This window comes from Paraburkholderia sp. PGU19 (assembly GCF_013426915.1).
GTDB lineage: Bacteria > Pseudomonadota > Gammaproteobacteria > Burkholderiales > Burkholderiaceae > Paraburkholderia.
This window is the reverse complement of record NZ_AP023179.1, coordinates 3,344,729-3,362,195: the sequence shown is the minus strand read 5'-3', so window position 1 is coordinate 3,362,195 and position 17,467 is coordinate 3,344,729. Positions and strand designations below refer to the sequence as shown.

Sequence of the window (17,467 nt, the reverse complement as noted above, 5' to 3'; positions counted from 1 at the left end):
CGAGGAAGTGGTTCTTTTTTTCTTGACGGAGGCAACATGGAATTCCAGATGCTGGAAACGGAAACCAACGGCACCATCATCAAGGTGGTGGGCGTCGGTGGTGCGGGTGGCAACGCGGTTACGCACATGATCAATCGCGGCGTGCAAGGCGTCGACTTCATCGTGATGAACACGGACGCACAGGCGCTGTCGCGCTCGCGCGCGCCGAATGTCATCCAGTTGGGCAATACGGGTCTGGGCGCAGGCGCAAAGCCGGAAATGGGCCGCTCGGCAGCAGAAGAAGCACGTGAGCGCATCGCGGATGCACTGCGTGGCGCGCACATGGTGTTCATCACGGCAGGCATGGGCGGCGGCACGGGCACGGGCGCAGCACCCGTGGTCGCGCAGATCGCCAAGGAAATGGGCATTCTGACGGTCGGTGTCGTCAGCAAGCCTTTCGAGTTCGAAGGCGGCAAGCGCATGCGCGTCGCTGAAGCCGGTTCGCAGCAACTGGAGGATCACGTCGACTCGCTGATCGTCGTCCTGAACGACAAGCTGTTCGAGGTGATGGGCGATGACGCCGAGATGGACAAGTGCTTCCAGTGCGCTGACGACGTGCTCAACAACGCAGTTGCCGGCATCGCGGAAATCATCAACGTCGACGGTCTGGTGAACGTCGACTTCGAAGACGTGAAGACGGTGATGGGCGAGCAGGGCAAGGCGATGATGGGCACGGCGACGGTGGCCGGCGTCGATCGCGCGCGTCTCGCGGCGGAACAGGCCGTTGCGAGCCCGCTGCTGGAAGGTGTCGATCTGTCGGGTGCGCGTGGCGTGCTGGTGAACATCACGTCGAGCCGTTCGCTGCGTCTGTCGGAAACGCGCGAAGTGATGAACACGATTAAGAGCTATGCTGCCGATGACGCGACCGTGATTTTCGGCGCGGTGTACGACGACGCAATGGGCGATGCGCTGCGCGTGACGGTGGTGGCAACGGGTCTGGGCCGTCAGGCGAAGAAGCAACAGCAGGCACCGATGACGCTGCTGCGCACGGGCACGGACAACCAGCCGGTGGGCGCAATGCAACATGCGTACACGCCGCATCACGCAGCGACGGCGGACTACGGTTCGCTGGATACGCCGGCAGTGTGGCGCACCTCGCGTGACACGGCTGCTTCGCACGTGCAGGCGCTGCAGGAAAAGGGCGTCGACACGTACGACATCCCGGCCTTCCTGCGCAAGCAGGCGGACTGAGGTTCACGCAGGAGCGGGCTTTCTGCGGCGTAATCTTGCTTGATGGTTGATTACGCGCAGCAGAACTGCACGAGCGTGGCGGGTGGAACGGCAAAAAGGCCGCGTTGGATTGCACGCGCGGCATGGACAAGTGCCCTCTTCGCGGTTGTGAAGCGGATCGGGTCACTGTCGCCGGATGAATACTCCACTGCGGCACGAGACCGTGCGAGCGTGCTCCGCATCGATGCGAAGGAACGAGCATGATTCAGGTAGGTGAAAAGCTTCCCCAGGCGACCGTTTACGAATTGATCGAAGACGAACGCGAGGGCTGCACGATCGGGCCGAACAGCTTCGACGTGCGCGAACAGACGGCGGGCAAGCGCGTGGTGATCTTCGGATTGCCGGGCGCGTTCACGCCCACCTGTTCGGCGAAGCACGTGCCGGGCTATGTCGAGCAGGCAGAAAAGTTGCGTGCTGCTGGTATCGACGAGATCTGGTGCGTATCCGTCAACGACGCGTTCGTGATGGGCGCGTGGGCACGCGATCAGCACGCCTCGGGCAAGGTGCGCATGATGGCGGACGGTAGCGCGGCTTTCACCCGAGCCCTCGGTCTGGAGCAGGATTTGTCGGCGCGCGGCATGGGAATCCGTTCCCAGCGCTACGCGATGGTGGTCGACGACGGCGTGGTCAAGACGCTGCACGTCGAGGCACCCGGCAAGTTCGAAGTGAGCGATGCGGCCAGTATTCTCGCGACGCTGAGCCAGGCATGACACGGCCTTGAAGCTTCGTCGCAGCCGCGCAGGGTGGTTTGTTGCGCTGCGGCAACGCTTTTCGTGACGCTGTTGTGACAGGCCGTAACGCGGGCCGATGTCCGGAAACGCCTCCGTTCCGGGCATCGGCCCGTCACGCTTCCCGATTAGGTAATCTAGAGAAACAGATTGAAACGCCAGCGCAACGACGCTCCGGAAACGATTGGAGTATAATTCGTGCTATGAATTAAAAAATCCTGATTGGGATTTTCAATCGAATAGAAGACCACCATGTTGAAGCAGCGCACCATCAAACAAATCGTCAAGACGGTTGGCATCGGCCTGCATTCGGGCCGGAAGGTCGACCTGACGCTCCGCCCGGCGGCGCCGGACACGGGTATCGTGTTTTGCCGCGTGGATTTGCCCACGCCGGTGGACATTCCCGCGTCCGCAATGGCGATTGGCGATACGCGGCTCGCATCGGTGTTGCAGAAAGACGGCGCGCGCGTGTCGACGGTCGAGCACTTGATGTCCGCGTGTGCGGGCCTCGGGATCGACAACCTTTACGTCGACGTCACCGCTGAAGAAATTCCCATCATGGACGGCAGCGCAGCGTCCTTCGTGTTCCTGATTCAGTCGGCGGGCATCGAAGAGCAGAACGCGGCGAAGAAGTTCATCAAGGTCACCAAGCCGGTCGAAATCCGCGACGGCGACAAGTTTGCGCGTCTCGACCCGTACTTCGGCTTCAAGCTGAAGTTCACGATCGACTTCCGCCATCCGGCTGTCGACAAGACCGGTCAGGCGCTCGAAGTCGATTTCGCGAACACGTCGTATGTACGTGAAATCGCCCGTGCGCGTACGTTCGGTTTCGCGCATGAAGTCGAAATGATGCGCGAGCTGGGTCTGGCGCGCGGCGGCAGCATGGACAACGCGATCGTGCTCGACGAGTACCGCATCCTGAACAACGACGGTCTGCGGTACGACGACGAGTTCGTGAAGCACAAGATGCTGGACGCGATCGGCGACCTGTACGTGGTCGGTCACCCGCTGCTCGCGGCCTATGACGCGTACAAGTCGGGCCACGGCCTGAACAACGCACTGCTGCGCGAACTGCTGGCGCACGAAGATTCGTACGAGATCGTCACGTTCGACGATCCGCAGAAGGCGCCGCGCGGGTTCGCGTACGACACGCAGACGGCGTTTGCCTGAGGCCAGCCTGTCGCCGCGGTGAGAACCGGGGCGGAAACGAAAAAGCGACCTGAACGGTCGCTTTTTTCATTTCAGCGCGTGATGCGCGCACTCATTTCCGATGACGAGCCGCCATGCGCGCCAGCGCTTCCCGCAACGGCGACGGTTCCAATGTTTCGCTCAGTTCGTGCAGCGCGTCCGCGCCCGCGCGCGACATGCGTGCCTGCTTGACGCGCGGCGGCTCTTTAACGGATTGCGGACGCACGCGAATCTTCAGAGCATTGACGGGCCAGCCGCGCTGCTGCAAATCCGACAGCAGACGCGGTTCCAGATGCCGCAGCCGCGCGGCGAGCGCGTTGTGGGCGGCAAACAGCGCCAGTACGCCGTCCTTGATGAAACCGGGCTCGACGCTCGTCGCGAGATAGTCGGGCAGCAACTCGGTGAGATCGCGCTCCAGCGCGGCAACCTGCTCGACGCCCGCGCGCAGAGCGGCGAATGCGTCGGTGCGGTTCAGGACCTCGACCACCGCCTGCGGCCTGCGCACGCCGAACGACTTCGAGCCCAGCTTCGGGCCGGGCTTGAGCGACTGCCTTGAAAACGGTGAGAAACGGCTCATCTGGGATTCTGGTGACGGCCCGCGCCCCGCGCGTGCCCGATGCCGCGATTGTACCGTGCGGAACTGGCGCGCAACCCCCGCCTCCCGACATACGGGACGCCGACATCCGCAGCGCTTTCGCCCTGGCCGGATGGCCAGGCTTCTTGCCGCTGACACAGGCGTACGCGGGGGCGCGTGCTAAAATCCGTGATTCGAATTTACTCTTGGACCTAAGCCGCCGAGGCCCCTCCGACAACGAGTTGCAACAAGGTGAAAGGGTGTAAAAGCCAGCCTTGCAACCCCCCGCCGAAGCCGCGACGCAACCACGATCCGATGACCACCGGTTTTCTACAAAAGATTTTTGGCAGCCGCAACCAGCGGCTCGTCAAGCAATATCAAAAGACCGTCACGGCGATCAATGCGCTCGAACCGCAGATCGAGCAATTGACGGATGATCAACTGCGCGCGAAAACCACGGAATTCCGGCAACGCGTGAGCAGCGGCGAGTCGCTCGACAAGCTGCTCCCCGAGGCGTTCGCGGTCTGTCGCGAGGCGAGCAAGCGCGTGCTGAAGATGCGGCACTTCGACGTGCAGCTGATCGGCGGCATGGTCCTGCACTACGGCAAGATCGCGGAAATGCGCACGGGCGAGGGCAAGACGCTCGTCGCGACGCTGCCCGTGTATCTGAACGCGCTCTCGGGGCGCGGCGTGCACGTGGTCACGGTGAATGACTACCTGGCCCAGCGCGACGCTGAGTGGATGGCGCGCCTCTACAACTTCCTCGGTCTTTCCGTCGGCATCAACCTGTCGCAGATGGACCACGGCATGAAGCAGGAAGCGTACGCCGCGGACATCACGTACGGCACGAACAACGAGTTCGGCTTCGACTACCTGCGCGACAACATGGTCTACGAGACCGATGCGCGCGTGCAGCGGGCGCTGAATTTTGCGGTCGTCGACGAAGTGGACTCGATCCTGATCGACGAAGCGCGCACGCCGCTCATCATTTCCGGCCAGGCTGAAGACCACACCGAACTCTACGTGCGCATGAACGCGCTGCCGCCGCTGCTCGACCGCCAGATCGGCGAAGAGAAGGCCGACGGCACGGGCGTCGAAAAGCCGGGCGACTACACGCTGGACGAAAAGGCGCGCCAGGTGTTCCTGACGGAATCGGGCCACGAAAAGGCCGAGCGTCTGCTCGCCGAGTGGGGCCTGATCGGCGAGGGCGAAAGCCTCTACGCGCCGCAGAATATTACGCTGATGCACCACGTGTACGCTGCGCTGCGCGCGCACACGCTGTTCTACAAAGACCAGCACTACGTCGTGCAGAACAACGAAGTGGTGATCGTCGACGAATTCACGGGCCGTCTGATGGCGGGCCGTCGCTGGTCGGATGGCTTGCATCAGGCCGTTGAAGCGAAGGAACACGTGAAGATCCAGAGCGAGAACCAGACGCTCGCCTCGATCACGTTCCAGAACTACTTCCGCATGTACGCGAAGCTGTCCGGCATGACGGGTACGGCGGACACCGAAGCGTACGAATTCAACGAGATTTACGGGCTTGAGACGGTCGTGATCCCGACCAATCGCCCGCCGAAGCGGATCGACAAGCAGGACCAGATCTACAAGACGGCGATGGAGCGCTACAACGCCGTGATTCGGGACATTCGCGACTGTTACGAGCGTGGCCAGCCGGTGCTGGTCGGCACGACGTCGATCGAAAATTCAGAAGTGCTGTCGCAACTGCTGAACAAGGCCGGTTTGCCGCACGAAGTGCTGAACGCGAAGCAGCACGCGCGTGAAGCAGCGATCGTCGCGGAAGCAGGCCGTCCGAAGCGCGTCACGATCGCCACCAACATGGCGGGCCGCGGTACCGACATCGTGCTGGGCGGCAATGCTGAAAAGCAGGCCGCGTTCATCGAAGCCGATCTGTCGATCCCCGAAGACGAAAAGGCAGGCCGCATCCAGAAACTGCACGACGAGTGGCAAGCGCTGCACGATCAGGTGAAGGCCGCGGGCGGTCTGCACATCATCGGCACCGAGCGTCACGAATCGCGCCGTATCGACAATCAGCTGCGTGGCCGTGCTGGCCGTCAGGGCGATCCGGGCTCGTCGCGTTTCTATCTGTCGCTGGAAGATCCGCTGCTGCGCATTTTCGCGGGCGACCGCGTGCGCGCCATCATGGACCGCCTGAAGATGCCGGAAGGCGAGGCGATCGAAGCAGGCATCGTCACGCGTTCGATCGAATCGGCGCAGCGCAAGGTCGAAGCGCGCAACTTCGATATCCGCAAGCAGCTGCTCGAATACGACGACGTATCGAACGATCAGCGCAAGGTGATCTACCAGCAGCGCAACGAGTTGCTCGAAGCGCACGACATCACCGAAACCATCGGCGCGATGCGTCACGGCGTGGTTAGCGACATCGTCCATCAGTTCGTGCCGGCGGGCAGCATCGAAGAACAATGGGATGTGCCTGAACTCGAAGAAGTGCTGCGCAACGACTGGCAGCTCGATCTCGCCGTTCAGGAAATGATCAACGAATCGCAGTCGATCAACGCCGACGAGATTCTCGAAGCCGTGACTGCGTCAGCGGACGAGGCTTACGAGTCGAAGGTCGAGCAGGTGGGCCGCGAGTCGTTCAGCGCGTTCGAGCGCTCGGTCATGCTGCAGACGCTGGACCGCAGCTGGCGCGAACACCTCGCCGCGCTCGATCACCTGCGCCAGGGCATTCATCTGCGCGGCTATGCGCAGAAGAACCCGAAGCAGGAGTACAAGCGCGAAGCGTTTGAACTGTTCGCAGCGATGCTCGACTCGGTGAAGCTGGAAGTCACGCGCATCGTGATGAATGTGCAGATCCAGTCGCCGGAACAGCTGGAACTGGCCGCTGAGCAGATGGAAGAGCAAGGCAGCCATCTGGTGGACAACGTCGAGTTCCGTCACGCCGATTACGCCGAAGGCGGCGCGGCTGTGGCGGCGGCGCCCGTCGCGGCGAACGCGGCGGCCGCGATGATCGGCGACGCGATGGCGCACGGCCAGGGGGCGGCGGCGCCGCTGTCTGGCGACAACGTGCCGAAGGTCGGGCGCAACGATCCGTGCCCGTGCGGCAGCGGCAAGAAGTACAAGCAGTGCCACGGCAAGATTGCATGACACACGAAGGCGGCGCGCGTTAAGCGCGCCGCGTCGTTTGAAGCGTGCATTGCTGGTGATTTCGCGGTGGCGCAGGTCCATCTGGCGCCATCACTTTTGATCCCCAATGCCGGCGTCCGCCGGCATTTCAGTCTCGACAGGTCGCAAACATGGCTGTCAATTTCCCCTCGATCGATCCCGCTCAACTCCATCCCGTCGCCGGCGTCACGCTAGGCTGGGCAGAGGCGAATATCCGCAAGCCGAACCGCAAGGACGTGCTCGTCATTTCCGTCGACGAAGGCGCGACGGTCGCGGGCGTGTTCACGTTGAATCGCTTTTGCGCCGCGCCCGTGACGGTGTGCCGCGAGCATCTGGAGCACGTGCGAACGGGCGGCAAGGGCATTCGCGCGCTGGTTGTGAACACGGGCAATGCGAACGCTGGCACGGGCGAACCGGGCATGGCGCACGCGCGCGAGACGTGTGACGAACTCGCGCGCCTCGCGGGTATCGCGCCCGAGCAGGTGCTGCCGTTCTCGACGGGCGTGATTCTGGAGCCGCTGCCTATCGATCGTCTGAAAGCCGGTTTGCCGGCCGCGCTGGCGAACCGCCAGGCTGCACACTGGTACGACGCCGCGCAGGCCATCATGACCACCGACACGCTGCCGAAAGCCGTGTCGCGCCAGGTCAAGGTTGACGGCCACACGGTCACGATGACGGGCATCAGCAAGGGCGCGGGCATGATCAAGCCGAACATGGCGACGATGCTCGGCTTTCTCGCATTCGACGCCAACGTCGCGCAGCCGGTGCTCGACGAACTGGTCAAGCATGTCGCCGACCGCTCGTTCAACTGCGTCACGATCGACGGCGATACGTCGACGAACGACTCGTTCATCCTGATCGCATCGGGCAAGTCGAGCCTGCCTGCGATCACGTCGACGGATTCGCCCGCCTATGGCGCGCTGCGCGATGCCGTGACGGAAACGGCGCAGACGCTCTCGCAACTGATCGTGCGCGACGGCGAAGGCGCGACGAAGTTCATGACGGTGCAGGTCGAAGGCGGATCGAGTGTCGCCGAGTGCCGCCAGATTGCTTACGCGATCGGCCATTCTCCGCTCGTGAAGACGGCGTTCTACGCATCGGACCCGAACCTCGGCCGTATTCTGGCCGCGATCGGCTATGCGGGTGTGACGGACCTGGACGTCGGCAAGATCGACCTGTATCTGGATGATGTGCTCGTCGCGAAAGCGGGCGGGCGCAACCCTGAGTACAAGGAAGAAGATGGGCAACGCGTGATGAAGAAGGCGGAAATCCTGATTCGCGTCGTGCTCGGCCGTGGCGATGCGCAAGCGACGATCTGGACGTGCGATCTGTCGCATGACTACGTGAGCATCAACGCCGACTATCGTTCCTGATTCACGCCGATCACGACATGGATAAACTTGAACAATTCCTGAGCCGCGCCGAAGCCGTGCTGGTGCGGCTCGAAGCGATGCTTCCGCCGGCTGCACCCCAGATCGACTGGTCTTCGGCTGTTGCATTCCGCTGGCGCAAGCGCCAGGGGCGCGGTTACTTGCAGCCGGTTCCCGCAATCTCGCTGATTTCGCTGGACGATCTGCAGAATATCGATCGCCAGAAAAGCCTGATCGAACAGAACACGAAGCAGTTCGTCAGCAAGCAGCCCGCCAACAACGTGCTGCTTACGGGCGCGCGCGGCACGGGCAAGTCGTCGCTGATCAAGGCGTGCCTGAACGCGTATTCGAAGGACGGTCTGCGTCTGATCGAAGTCGACAAGGACGATCTGCACGATCTGGGCGATATCGTCGATCTGATTTCGGCGCGCCCTGAGCGCTTCATCGTGTTCTGCGACGACCTGTCGTTCGAAGAGGGCGAGTCAGGCTACAAGGCGCTGAAGGTGGCGCTCGATGGATCGGTCGCCGCGCAGTCGGACAATGTGCTGATCTACGCGACGTCGAATCGCCGCCATCTGTTGCCCGAGTACATGAGCGACAACGAGACGTACAAGCACACGTCCGACGGCGAAATTCATCCGGGCGAAGTGGTCGAAGAAAAGATCTCGTTGTCTGAGCGCTTCGGGCTGTGGGTCAGTTTTTATCCGTTCAAGCAGGACGACTATCTGTCGATCGTCGCGCACTGGCTGCATCACTTCGGCTGCAACGATGCCGACGTCGAAACGGCGCGCGGTGACGCGCTGATCTGGGCGCTGGAACGCGGTTCGCGCTCGGGGCGCGTCGCGTGGCAGTTCGCGCGCGATTGGTCCGGCAAGCGGGCACAGGCATGAACGACGCAGCGCAAAGCCACGCGGGCGAGTTGAACGAAGCCGGCCGTCCCGTCACGGAAGTGGCCGTGGGCGTGCTTGTTCAGCCCGATGGCCGCTATCTGCTCGCGCAACGGCCCGCCGGAAAACCGTATGAAGGCTACTGGGAATTTCCGGGTGGCAAGCTGGAGCCGGGTGAAACGGTGGAAGCAGCGCTCGCGCGCGAACTGCACGAAGAACTCGGCATCGACGTGCAGGCGAGTCACCGCTGGCACGTGCTCGAGCACGACTATCCGCATGCCTACGTGCGCCTCTATTTCTGCAAGGTGACGTCGTGGAACGGCGAGCCGCACGGGCGCGAGGGTCAAGCGTTCGCGTGGCAGACGCTGCCAGCGCAGGTGTCGCCGCTATTGCCCGCGACGATTCCCGTGTTGGAGTGGCTCGCGGAGGAGTGAGCTAAAGGCGGAGTCGCCTGGTTCGGCTTCCGCCTCGCTATCACTAGCGACGATGGCGACGCGCGATGTGCCCGCTCAGTGCGAGCGGTGCTCGCCGGGCGTGTCATCGGTTGGCGGTTCTTCGTCGGTGCCGCCGATCTTGTATTTTTCGGCAGCCCACGCGCCGAGATCGATCTGCTTGCAGCGCTCGGAACAGAAGGGACGGAAGCGGTTCTCGGGAGTCCAGCGGACATCTCTACCGCAGCTTGGGCATTTGACTACAGTGACCATTCGATAAAACGTTCAATCGCAAACAATGAAGCCAACTAAGTGAGGCCGTTTGCGTCAGTTTAAAGACTGCACAGCGTCAACTGGAACGGCACGTCGACATCGACCGCGCGCGGACGCAGATCGCCGTCCTGCACCGTGAAGCGCACCCACAACATGTACTTGTTGGCACTGGCCTCCGGGATCACCCGCAATTCCGGTGCCACGCGAACCTGCATCAGCTGATACGTGCGACCCGACAGCATTTGCTGGTAACTGCCCTGCATGGCCATCACTTTCGAAGCCTGCCCCGATTCGCGCGCGAGCCTCAGCACGATGGCAGCTGCGTCGCGTAGCGGCAGAAGCGGCATGACCCACTTGGCGATATCCTGGCGACGCTGGTCGGGGTGCGTCTGCTGCCACGCGTAGTACGACGGAAGATCGAACTTGCACGTGCCGCCCGGGATGATGGCGCGGCTGCGGATGCTGGCGAGCCACTCGTTATCAGCAAGATGCTGGCCAGTCTTGCCTTGCATTTGCGTCAGCCCGGCGAGCGTCTGTTCGATTTCGCCGAGGACGGCTTCGAGCGCGTTCTGCTCGATGCCGGGATTACCGCGAAACGGAGCGAGCGTTTGACGCTGCCGCTCCAGTTCCTTCATCAAATCGGACTTCAGATCCGCGCGGCCCGCGACTTCCGAGATTTCGAACAGCGTAGTCAGCGCGACGTGATGTTCCCTGGCATCTTCCTGAGTCAGAAAGAACGTGAAGCGCTCGAACAGATCTTCGAGGCGCAGCAGCGTCCGGATTCGCTCATTGAAGGGATACTCGTAAAGGATCAAGCGGGGTCGCCTCGGGCGTGGTCGGTGACGGAATTGCAGGACATTCTAATGCCGTGAGACTACCCTAGCAATCACACACTTTTTTGGCGAGCTTCTGTCAATTTTTGCGCGGTATTACGCGCATTCGTTGCGTGTAGATGCTGTTCCCGACAACATGCGCGCACGCTACCGACAATGCACAGAATCGCTCACGGCTTAGGCACCCGCGAGCGAAACATACGTGCGATGAAGCTGATCGACGTCGACGTCGAGTTCTTCGAGCGATCGGTTGTCGTTGACGATCACGTCGTCGGCGGCGGCGAGGCGTGCCTCGCGCGTGGCCTGCCGCGCGATGATCGCGAGTACCTGCTCGCGCGTGAACGCATTGCGGCGCATGACGCGCGCGATCTGCGTCTCGACGCTGCAATCGACGGCCAGCACGCGATTCACACGCGTTTTCCAGCTACCTGATTCGACGAGCAACGGCACGACGACGATCACATAAGGCCCCGGCGCCTGTTGACGCTTACGCTCGGTCTCCGCGCGGATCAACGGATGTGTGATCGCTTCGAGCCGTTTGCGCGCATTTTCGTCGCTGAAAACCAGTGCGCGCATCCGGGCGCGATCGAGCGAGCCGTCTGTGGCAACGAATGACGGACCGAACTCCGTCGCAATGGACGGCATGGCGAGACCTTGCGGCGCGGTGATGCGATGCGCGATCACGTCGGTATCGACGAGCGTCACGCCGCGTTTTGCGAACAGATCGGCAACCGTGGACTTGCCGCTGCCGATGCCCCCGTCAACCCAACAGCAAACATGCGTCAGCCTCCCAAAGCCATGTAAAGCGGCGTGCCGACGAACAGCGTCACGGCGCCGCCTGCCGCGAGGAACGGACCGAAGGGCAGCGGCTCTTCGAAACGCATGCGCCCGATCCATGTCGCGACCAGGCCGACGACGGCGCCCGTGACGGCGGCAATCAGAATGATCTGCGGCAGCGCGGCCCAGCCGAGCCACGCGCCGAGCGCGGCGAGCAGCTTGAAGTCGCCGTAACCCATGCCTTCGACGCCGCGCACGAGCTTGAACACCCAATGCACACACCACAGCGCCAGGTAGCCTGCAATCGCGCCGATCACGGCATCGTGCAGGCTCGCGAACACGGTATTGAAGTTGACGATGAGGCCGGCCCAGAGCAACGGCAAGGTCATCGAGTCCGGCAACAGGTGTGTGTCGATATCGATCGCGCTCATCGCCAGCAGTGTCGCGCATAGCGCGAACGCAGCGAGCGCCGTGCCCGTTGCGCCAAACGAGATGAGCGCGCCTAGGGCCAGCGCCGCGCTCGACAGTTCGAGCAAGGGATATCGAAAGCTCACGCGCGTCTTGCAGTGCGAGCACCGGCCGCGCAACAGCAGATAGCTGAGCACCGGGACGTTCTCCCACGCGCGCAGGACGTGACCGCAATGTGGGCATGCGCTGCGCGGTAACCAGAGGTTGTAGCGCTCGGGCAGGCCGTCTTCATCGAACGCGTGGTCCGTCGCTTCGCTCACTTCGGCGCGCCATGCGCGTTCGAGCATAATCGGCAAGCGGTGCACGACGACGTTCAGGAAGCTGCCGATCACCAGACCGAACGCAATCACGAATGCGATCTGCGCACCCGCAGGCAGCGTGCCGAAGGCTGCGCCGAGGCTGTCCGCGAAACGGGCGAGCGGGCCGCTGAAGGAAGGTTCTGACACGGACGTGAGCGTGGTCGGCATGATTGATTGTCTGGACTCGGCTGCGATGCTACTACACCACGTTGCCAAGTTGGATGATGGGAAGATACATCGCGACGACCAGACCGCCGACCAGCCCGCCCAGCACGACGATCACAAGCGGCTCGCACAGGCTCGCGAGGCCTGCGATCTTTTCGTCTACCTGACGATCGCTCAGCGACGCCACATCGAGCAGCATCGTATCCAGCGTGCCCGACTCTTCAGCGATGGCGACGGGGTGCACGATTGCTTCGGGGAAACATTGCGCTTCACGCATCGCGGGCGCGAGCCGCACGCCGCGTCTAAGTTGCGCTGAGATCGCGACGGTCGCGCGATCGAAGCACGCGTTGCCCGTTGCGTGCGTGAGCGAATCGAATGCGTCGGCGAGCGGCGTGCCTGCCGACAGCAACGTGCCAAGCGCGCGGCTCCAGCGCGCCGCGCACAGTGTGGTGAGCAGTGAACCGGCGACGGGCAGACGCAGCGTCGCGCGGGCGAACTGTAGACGAGCCGCTTCCGAGCAGCGCAGCACGCGACGCATCGCGAACACAAGCACGCACACGAGCGAGGCGAGCGGCACGCTCCAGCGGCCAGCCGCCGCTGACATTGCGAGTACGAGTTGAGTCGGCGCGGGTAGCTTTGCGCCGAAACCATCGAAGATCTGTTTGAACGTCGGAACGACCCACACTAGCAGGGCGGCTGTGATCGCGAGCGCGAGGAGCAGGATCGCGACGGGATAGGTGAGCGCGGCGCGCACTTTCGCGCGCTGGGCGGCGGCGCGCTCGCGGTCGTCGGCGAGCCGGGCAAGGACGGTCGGCAGCGCGCCCGAGGCTTCACCGACCTCGACTAACTGGCAATATAGCGCGCCACTCGAAGCGTTGTTCCTGGATGGCCACGGCCGTCATGCGACCTCCGTTGCGCTCAAGGCTTCGGCGAGGCTCGTCGTGCCGTCGAAAGCGCGGGCTACCGCGGCTTCGCGCAAGGTCTGAACGCGCTCGACGTGTGCCTGTCGCGCAATCTCATGCGTACCGGCGCGCGCGACGATGAGTTCGCGCATCGCGTCCGAAACCGGCATCGTTTGATGAATGCCGATTCGTCCGCGAAAGCCGATCCCATGACACGCTTCGCATCCGTGAGGAATGTAGGGGCGCCAGTGGGCGATCTGATCGTCGGACACGCCGGCTGCGCGTAGCGAAGCGGACGTTTCCGAAGAAGCACGCGTGCATGCAGGACACAGCCGCCGCACCAGCCGCTGCGCTGTGACGAGTCGCAACGCGGCCGCGAGGTTGTAGGGCTCGACGCCGATGTCGATCAGACGCGCGATGGCTGCGGGCGCATCGTTCGTATGCAGTGTCGACAGGACGAGGTGTCCTGTTTGCGCCGCCTTGACGGCGACGTCGGCTGTCTCTTCGTCGCGGATTTCGCCGACCATGATGACGTCCGGGTCCTGACGCAGGAACGCGCGCAGCGCGACGGCAAACGTCAACCCGGCCTTTTCGCGCACGCTGACCTGGTTGATGCCCGCGAGCTGGATTTCGGCTGGATCTTCGACCGAACAGAGATTGCGCGACTCGGCATTCAGCAGTTGCAGGAAGCAGTACAGCGACATTGTCTTGCCGCTACCCGTCGGGCCCGTGACGAGCACGAGTCCGTGAGGCGAGCGGATCGACCGGTCCACGATGTCGCGCTGCCCGGGCGCGAGTCCGAGCGAATCGAGCGAGAGATCGGCGGGCAGCGCTTCGAGCCACCGCAGCACGAGTTTTTCGCCGAACAGCGTAGGCAGCGAGTTCACGCGATAGTCCTCGACGCGACCCGCCGCGATGGGCAGGCGCAAGCGGCCGTCCTGCGGCACCCGCCGTTCCGCAATATCCATGCGCGCCAGCACTTTCACGCGTGTGATGAACGCGTCGCGCAGATGCGCGGGTGGACGCCCAAGCTCGTGCAACACACCGTCGACGCGCAGACGCATCCGCCAGCCGTGCTCCTTCGGTTCGATGTGCAGATCGGATGCGTTGAGGCGCGCGGCTTCGTGCAGCGTGTCGGCGAGCAGGCGCACGGCAGGTGGGCTGTCTGCATCAGGCGTGGCGGGTTGAAGCGCCCGTCTGTTCGTGCCGATGTTGGGCGCGGGTGTCGCGGAGAGGGAAGAAGTGCGCATCGAAGACCGGCTGCGAGCCGCCTGTAAAACATGACGGCTTCATCATCCGGTATCGCGCAAGGGGCCGCTATTCAGCCGAATGGCCAGGTGTGGGCCAGAGGTGAGCGGTCAGCGGCCGACAAGCCGCTTGATCTTCGACCCCGGCGCGGGACCGGGGCGAAAAACCTTAACTGTTCTGATTGCCTGATCGTCGCTGCGCAGAACTTCGATTTTGATGTCGTTGATCTTTACGCAGACATCGCCTTCGGGAATTTCTTCGAGAACTTCCAGGATCAATCCGTTCAGCGTTTTCGGGCCGTCCGTCGGCAGCTTCAGTTGCAGCCAGCGGTTCAACTCGCGCAGCGGCATGCTGCCCGCGACGATGCATTCACCTTCCTCGTTCCAGCCGCCGCGCGAACTGGCGCTACGCGGCACGGACGTCGTGAATTCGCCGATCAGTTCCTCGATGATGTCCTCGGGTGTCACGAGTCCCTGCAATTCGCCGTACTCATCGACGACGAGTGCAGTGCGATGACGGCTTTCCTGGAAGAACTGGAGTTGCTGGAAAACGGGCGTGCCCGTTGGCACGAAGTACGGCTCCGCGAGCAGTTCGCGCAGCGTGTCGCGTTCCAGCTCCTGGTTGTGCAGCGCGGACAGCGTCTTGCGCACGTGGAGCACGCCGAGCACGCGGTCGAAATCGCCCTGATAGACGATCAGCTTGTTGTGATAGCAGGTTTCGAGCTGATGCATGATCTGCTCGAATGGTGCGTCGAAGTCGAGGGCTTCGATGCGGCGGCGCGGGATCATCACGTCGTCGACTGTGATGTTTTCGAGGTCGAAAAGGTTCAGCAGAATGCTGCGGTGCTTGGTCGGCATGAAACTGCCGGACTCGAGCACGATGGTGCGCAGTTCTTCCGTCGACAGCCGCTGGTCGTGCGCGCCCTTGGTATTGATATGCAGCACGCGCAGGATGGCGTTCGCGAACAGATTCACGAACCAGATCAGCGGCTTCGACACGCGCATGAGCGGCGCGATCAGCAGGCTGGCGGGAAGCGCGATCTTTTCCGGGAACGTCGCGCCCACGATCTTCGGCGTGATTTCGGCGAACACGATGATGAGAAACGCGACGATACCCGTCGCAATCGACAGCACGACGTTATTGCTGCCGAATGTGTGCAACGCGATCGACGTTGTCAGCACGGGGATGATCGTGTTGAACAGGTTGTTGCCGATGAGGACGGCGCTCAGCAGTTCATCGGTGCGCGCGAGCAGGCCTTGGGTGGTCTTCGCGCCGAGCGCGCCCTTGGTCGCGAGATGTTTCAGGCGATGGCGGTTGATCGCCATCATCGCTGTCTCGGTAATGGAGAAGAAGCTGGAGCAAATGAGAAGCAGGACGACGGCGCCAATTTGCGCCCATAAGGGAAGTTGTTCCACGCGACGTGAATAAGAGAAGGGGAAGGGATGGGGAGAATATAGCAGAGGGGCTGGGAGCCCTCAGTGGGCGAACGGGCAGCTTGAAATCTCGCGCGGCCTTTCAACGCGGGGCAGTACGCCATTGCCCTTTGTCCGTACGACAGACGAAAAAAAACCGCGCAATGCGCGGTTTTTTCAAAATCTGGTCGGGGTGAGAGGATTCGAACCTCCGGCCTCTACGTCCCGAACGTAGCGCTCTACCAGGCTAAGCTACACCCCGATTTGGTACTGCGTTTCACTCGATCCGGACTAATCCGGCGTTTCAGTCTTATTTAAGACTGCCTCGTCGTCGAGTAAGAACATAATTCTAGCAGGCTTTCTTTGTAAATGGAATCGGGAAACGAAGAAATTGCTGCGGCTGCGGCCTGCGCTTCCTGCTTCGCGCATTCGAGTGTGTGATCCAGCGCGCCGGAACGTGTGATGGCCTCGAAAATTTCGTCGAAGCGATCCGTGCCGCCTTGCTCGATTGCCTCGCGCGCAAGCGCCGCCTGCTCGGGCGTGCCGCGTTCGATCAGATAGATGAGCGGCAGCGTCGGCTTGCCTTCACGCAGGTCGTCGCCAGCGTTCTTGCCCATCGATTCCGGCGTGCCCGTGTAGTCGAGCCAGTCGTCCATGATCTGGAATGCCGTGCCGATACGCCGGCCGAATTCCGCTGCAGCCGCTTCAATGGTCGCGTCTGCGCCCGCCAGCACGGCGCCCAACTGGGCCGCCGCCTCGAACAGCTTCGCTGTCTTGTAGCGGATCACCTGCATATAGCGCGCTTCGTCGACGTCGGCGTCGTGCATGTTCAACAACTGCAGCACTTCGCCTTCGGAAATGATGTTGGTCGCTTCCGAAAGAATCTCCATCACGCGCATCTTGCCCACGCCGACCATCATCTGGAACGAGCGGGAATACAGAAAGTCGCCGACCAGCACGCTCGCCGCGTTGCCGAACAGCGCATTCGCCGTCTGACGGCCACGGCGTAGATCGGATTCGTCGACGACGTCGTCGTGCAGCAGCGTGGCCGTATGAATGAACTCGACGACGGCCGCCAGTTCGTGCCGATACCCCGTCCTGTCGCCGAGCGCGCCTGCCACGAGCAACAGCAGCGCGGGCCGCAGGCGCTTGCCTCCGGCACTGATGATGTACTCGGAGATCTGGTTGATCAGCATCACCTCGGACGCCAGACGGTGCCGGATGACGCGATTCACCTGCTGCATGTCTTCGGCGATCGGAGCGAGCAGATTTGCTGCGTTGGGGGTGGGGGTGGCGGTTGACGACATGGTGGCGAATTCGGGTAGTGCCGCGAATTATAAGGCGAACTGCGGCAATTCCGCGCCGGACACCATTTGTTCATGGCCGTTTTGACCCGTTTGCGGATGGATCGCCTGCATTTGTCGCGCACGGGACGGGTGGACGCGGCCGTTGTCAACTGATTTTGACCGTGCAGCTAACTCTATGTATAATCGAGG

14 protein-coding genes, 1 tRNA gene and 2 pseudogenes are annotated in these 17,467 nt (G+C 62.6%); 7 read left to right on the top strand and 10 right to left on the bottom strand.

Features of this window, described 5'->3' with window-relative positions; all coding sequences use genetic code 11:
- Positions 1-36: 36 nt before the first annotated feature.
- The 3 genes from ftsZ (at position 37) to lpxC (ending at position 3,167) form a co-directional block, all read left to right on the top strand.
- The gene (gene ftsZ, locus H1204_RS15265; protein ID WP_180728967.1) at positions 37-1,230 is read left to right on the top strand and encodes a cell division protein FtsZ; all 1,194 of its coding nucleotides are present in this window, start codon (positions 37-39) and stop codon (positions 1,228-1,230) included.
- A gap of 239 nt (positions 1,231-1,469) precedes the next feature.
- Complete coding sequence (locus H1204_RS15260) at positions 1,470-1,979, top strand: peroxiredoxin (RefSeq protein WP_180728966.1); 510 nt, start codon at positions 1,470-1,472, stop codon at positions 1,977-1,979.
- Between the two features lie 270 nt (positions 1,980-2,249).
- Entirely contained in the window at positions 2,250-3,167 is a 918-nt protein-coding gene (gene lpxC / locus H1204_RS15255; RefSeq protein ID WP_036002462.1) for a UDP-3-O-acyl-N-acetylglucosamine deacetylase, read from the top strand.
- 91 nt (positions 3,168-3,258) lie between these two features.
- On the opposite strand, the gene H1204_RS15250 is transcribed toward lpxC, so the two are convergent.
- Positions 3,259-3,762 carry a DciA family protein gene (locus H1204_RS15250; protein WP_180728965.1) on the bottom strand — a complete coding sequence of 168 codons (504 nt, stop codon included), beginning with the start codon at positions 3,760-3,762 and terminating at the stop codon, positions 3,259-3,261.
- A 312-nt stretch (positions 3,763-4,074) separates the two neighbouring features.
- Between H1204_RS15250 and secA the strand changes: the two genes are divergently transcribed.
- From secA to H1204_RS15230, 4 genes are all read left to right on the top strand, one after another.
- A complete protein-coding gene (gene secA / locus H1204_RS15245; protein WP_180728964.1) occupies positions 4,075-6,888 on the top strand; it encodes a preprotein translocase subunit SecA in 2,814 nt (937 codons plus the stop codon).
- A gap of 149 nt (positions 6,889-7,037) precedes the next feature.
- Positions 7,038-8,279, top strand: coding sequence for a bifunctional glutamate N-acetyltransferase/amino-acid acetyltransferase ArgJ (gene argJ, locus H1204_RS15240; RefSeq protein ID WP_180728963.1), 1,242 nt, complete (start codon positions 7,038-7,040; stop codon positions 8,277-8,279).
- Between the two features lie 17 nt (positions 8,280-8,296).
- Positions 8,297-9,166, top strand: coding sequence for an ATP-binding protein (locus tag H1204_RS15235; protein WP_180728962.1), 870 nt, complete (start codon positions 8,297-8,299; stop codon positions 9,164-9,166).
- Positions 9,163-9,597, top strand: coding sequence for an NUDIX domain-containing protein (locus H1204_RS15230; RefSeq protein ID WP_180728961.1), 435 nt, complete (start codon positions 9,163-9,165; stop codon positions 9,595-9,597). Before H1204_RS15235 ends, H1204_RS15230 begins: the two co-directional genes overlap by 4 nt.
- Before the next feature lie 75 nt (positions 9,598-9,672).
- On the opposite strand, the gene H1204_RS15225 is transcribed toward H1204_RS15230, so the two are convergent.
- From H1204_RS15225 to H1204_RS15185, 9 genes and pseudogenes are all read right to left on the bottom strand, one after another.
- Entirely contained in the window at positions 9,673-9,867 is a 195-nt protein-coding gene (locus H1204_RS15225; protein ID WP_054929038.1) for a DNA gyrase inhibitor YacG, read from the bottom strand.
- 59 nt (positions 9,868-9,926) lie between these two features.
- The gene (gene zapD, locus H1204_RS15220) at positions 9,927-10,682 is read right to left on the bottom strand and encodes a cell division protein ZapD (protein WP_007747120.1); all 756 of its coding nucleotides are present in this window, start codon (positions 10,680-10,682) and stop codon (positions 9,927-9,929) included.
- 195 nt (positions 10,683-10,877) lie between these two features.
- Positions 10,878-11,479 (bottom strand): annotated as a pseudogene (coaE, locus tag H1204_RS15215) (dephospho-CoA kinase).
- A 3-nt stretch (positions 11,480-11,482) separates the two neighbouring features.
- Positions 11,483-12,412, bottom strand: coding sequence for an A24 family peptidase (locus H1204_RS15210; RefSeq protein ID WP_180728960.1), 930 nt, complete (start codon positions 12,410-12,412; stop codon positions 11,483-11,485).
- Positions 12,413-12,443: 31 nt separating this feature from the next.
- A pseudogene (locus H1204_RS15205) lies at positions 12,444-13,271 on the bottom strand (type II secretion system F family protein); the annotation flags it as partial.
- Positions 13,272-13,307: 36 nt separating this feature from the next.
- A complete protein-coding gene (locus tag H1204_RS15200) occupies positions 13,308-14,561 on the bottom strand; it encodes an ATPase, T2SS/T4P/T4SS family (protein ID WP_180728959.1) in 1,254 nt (417 codons plus the stop codon).
- Between the two features lie 108 nt (positions 14,562-14,669).
- Positions 14,670-15,974, bottom strand: a complete 1,305-nt coding sequence (locus H1204_RS15195) for an HlyC/CorC family transporter (protein WP_180728958.1) — start codon at positions 15,972-15,974, stop codon at positions 14,670-14,672.
- A 182-nt stretch (positions 15,975-16,156) separates the two neighbouring features.
- Positions 16,157-16,233 (bottom strand) — tRNA-Pro (locus tag H1204_RS15190).
- Positions 16,234-16,285: 52 nt separating this feature from the next.
- The gene (locus H1204_RS15185) at positions 16,286-17,278 is read right to left on the bottom strand and encodes a polyprenyl synthetase family protein (RefSeq protein ID WP_180728957.1); all 993 of its coding nucleotides are present in this window, start codon (positions 17,276-17,278) and stop codon (positions 16,286-16,288) included.
- Positions 17,279-17,467 lie beyond the last annotated feature (189 nt).

Coding starts and splice junctions, on each gene's coding strand:
- H1204_RS15200 (WP_180728959.1), bottom strand. CDS start 14,561: ATGCGCACTTCTTCCCTCTCCGCGACACCCGCGCCCAACATCGGCACG.
- H1204_RS15250 (WP_180728965.1), bottom strand. CDS start 3,762: ATGAGCCGTTTCTCACCGTTTTCAAGGCAGTCGCTCAAGCCCGGCCCG.
- H1204_RS15235 (WP_180728962.1), top strand. CDS start 8,297: ATGGATAAACTTGAACAATTCCTGAGCCGCGCCGAAGCCGTGCTGGTG.
- lpxC (WP_036002462.1), top strand. CDS start 2,250: ATGTTGAAGCAGCGCACCATCAAACAAATCGTCAAGACGGTTGGCATC.
- ftsZ (WP_180728967.1), top strand. CDS start 37: ATGGAATTCCAGATGCTGGAAACGGAAACCAACGGCACCATCATCAAG.
- argJ (WP_180728963.1), top strand. CDS start 7,038: ATGGCTGTCAATTTCCCCTCGATCGATCCCGCTCAACTCCATCCCGTC.
- secA (WP_180728964.1), top strand. CDS start 4,075: ATGACCACCGGTTTTCTACAAAAGATTTTTGGCAGCCGCAACCAGCGG.
- H1204_RS15210 (WP_180728960.1), bottom strand. CDS start 12,412: ATGCCGACCACGCTCACGTCCGTGTCAGAACCTTCCTTCAGCGGCCCG.
- H1204_RS15230 (WP_180728961.1), top strand. CDS start 9,163: ATGAACGACGCAGCGCAAAGCCACGCGGGCGAGTTGAACGAAGCCGGC.
- H1204_RS15185 (WP_180728957.1), bottom strand. CDS start 17,278: ATGTCGTCAACCGCCACCCCCACCCCCAACGCAGCAAATCTGCTCGCT.
- H1204_RS15225 (WP_054929038.1), bottom strand. CDS start 9,867: ATGGTCACTGTAGTCAAATGCCCAAGCTGCGGTAGAGATGTCCGCTGG.
- H1204_RS15260 (WP_180728966.1), top strand. CDS start 1,470: ATGATTCAGGTAGGTGAAAAGCTTCCCCAGGCGACCGTTTACGAATTG.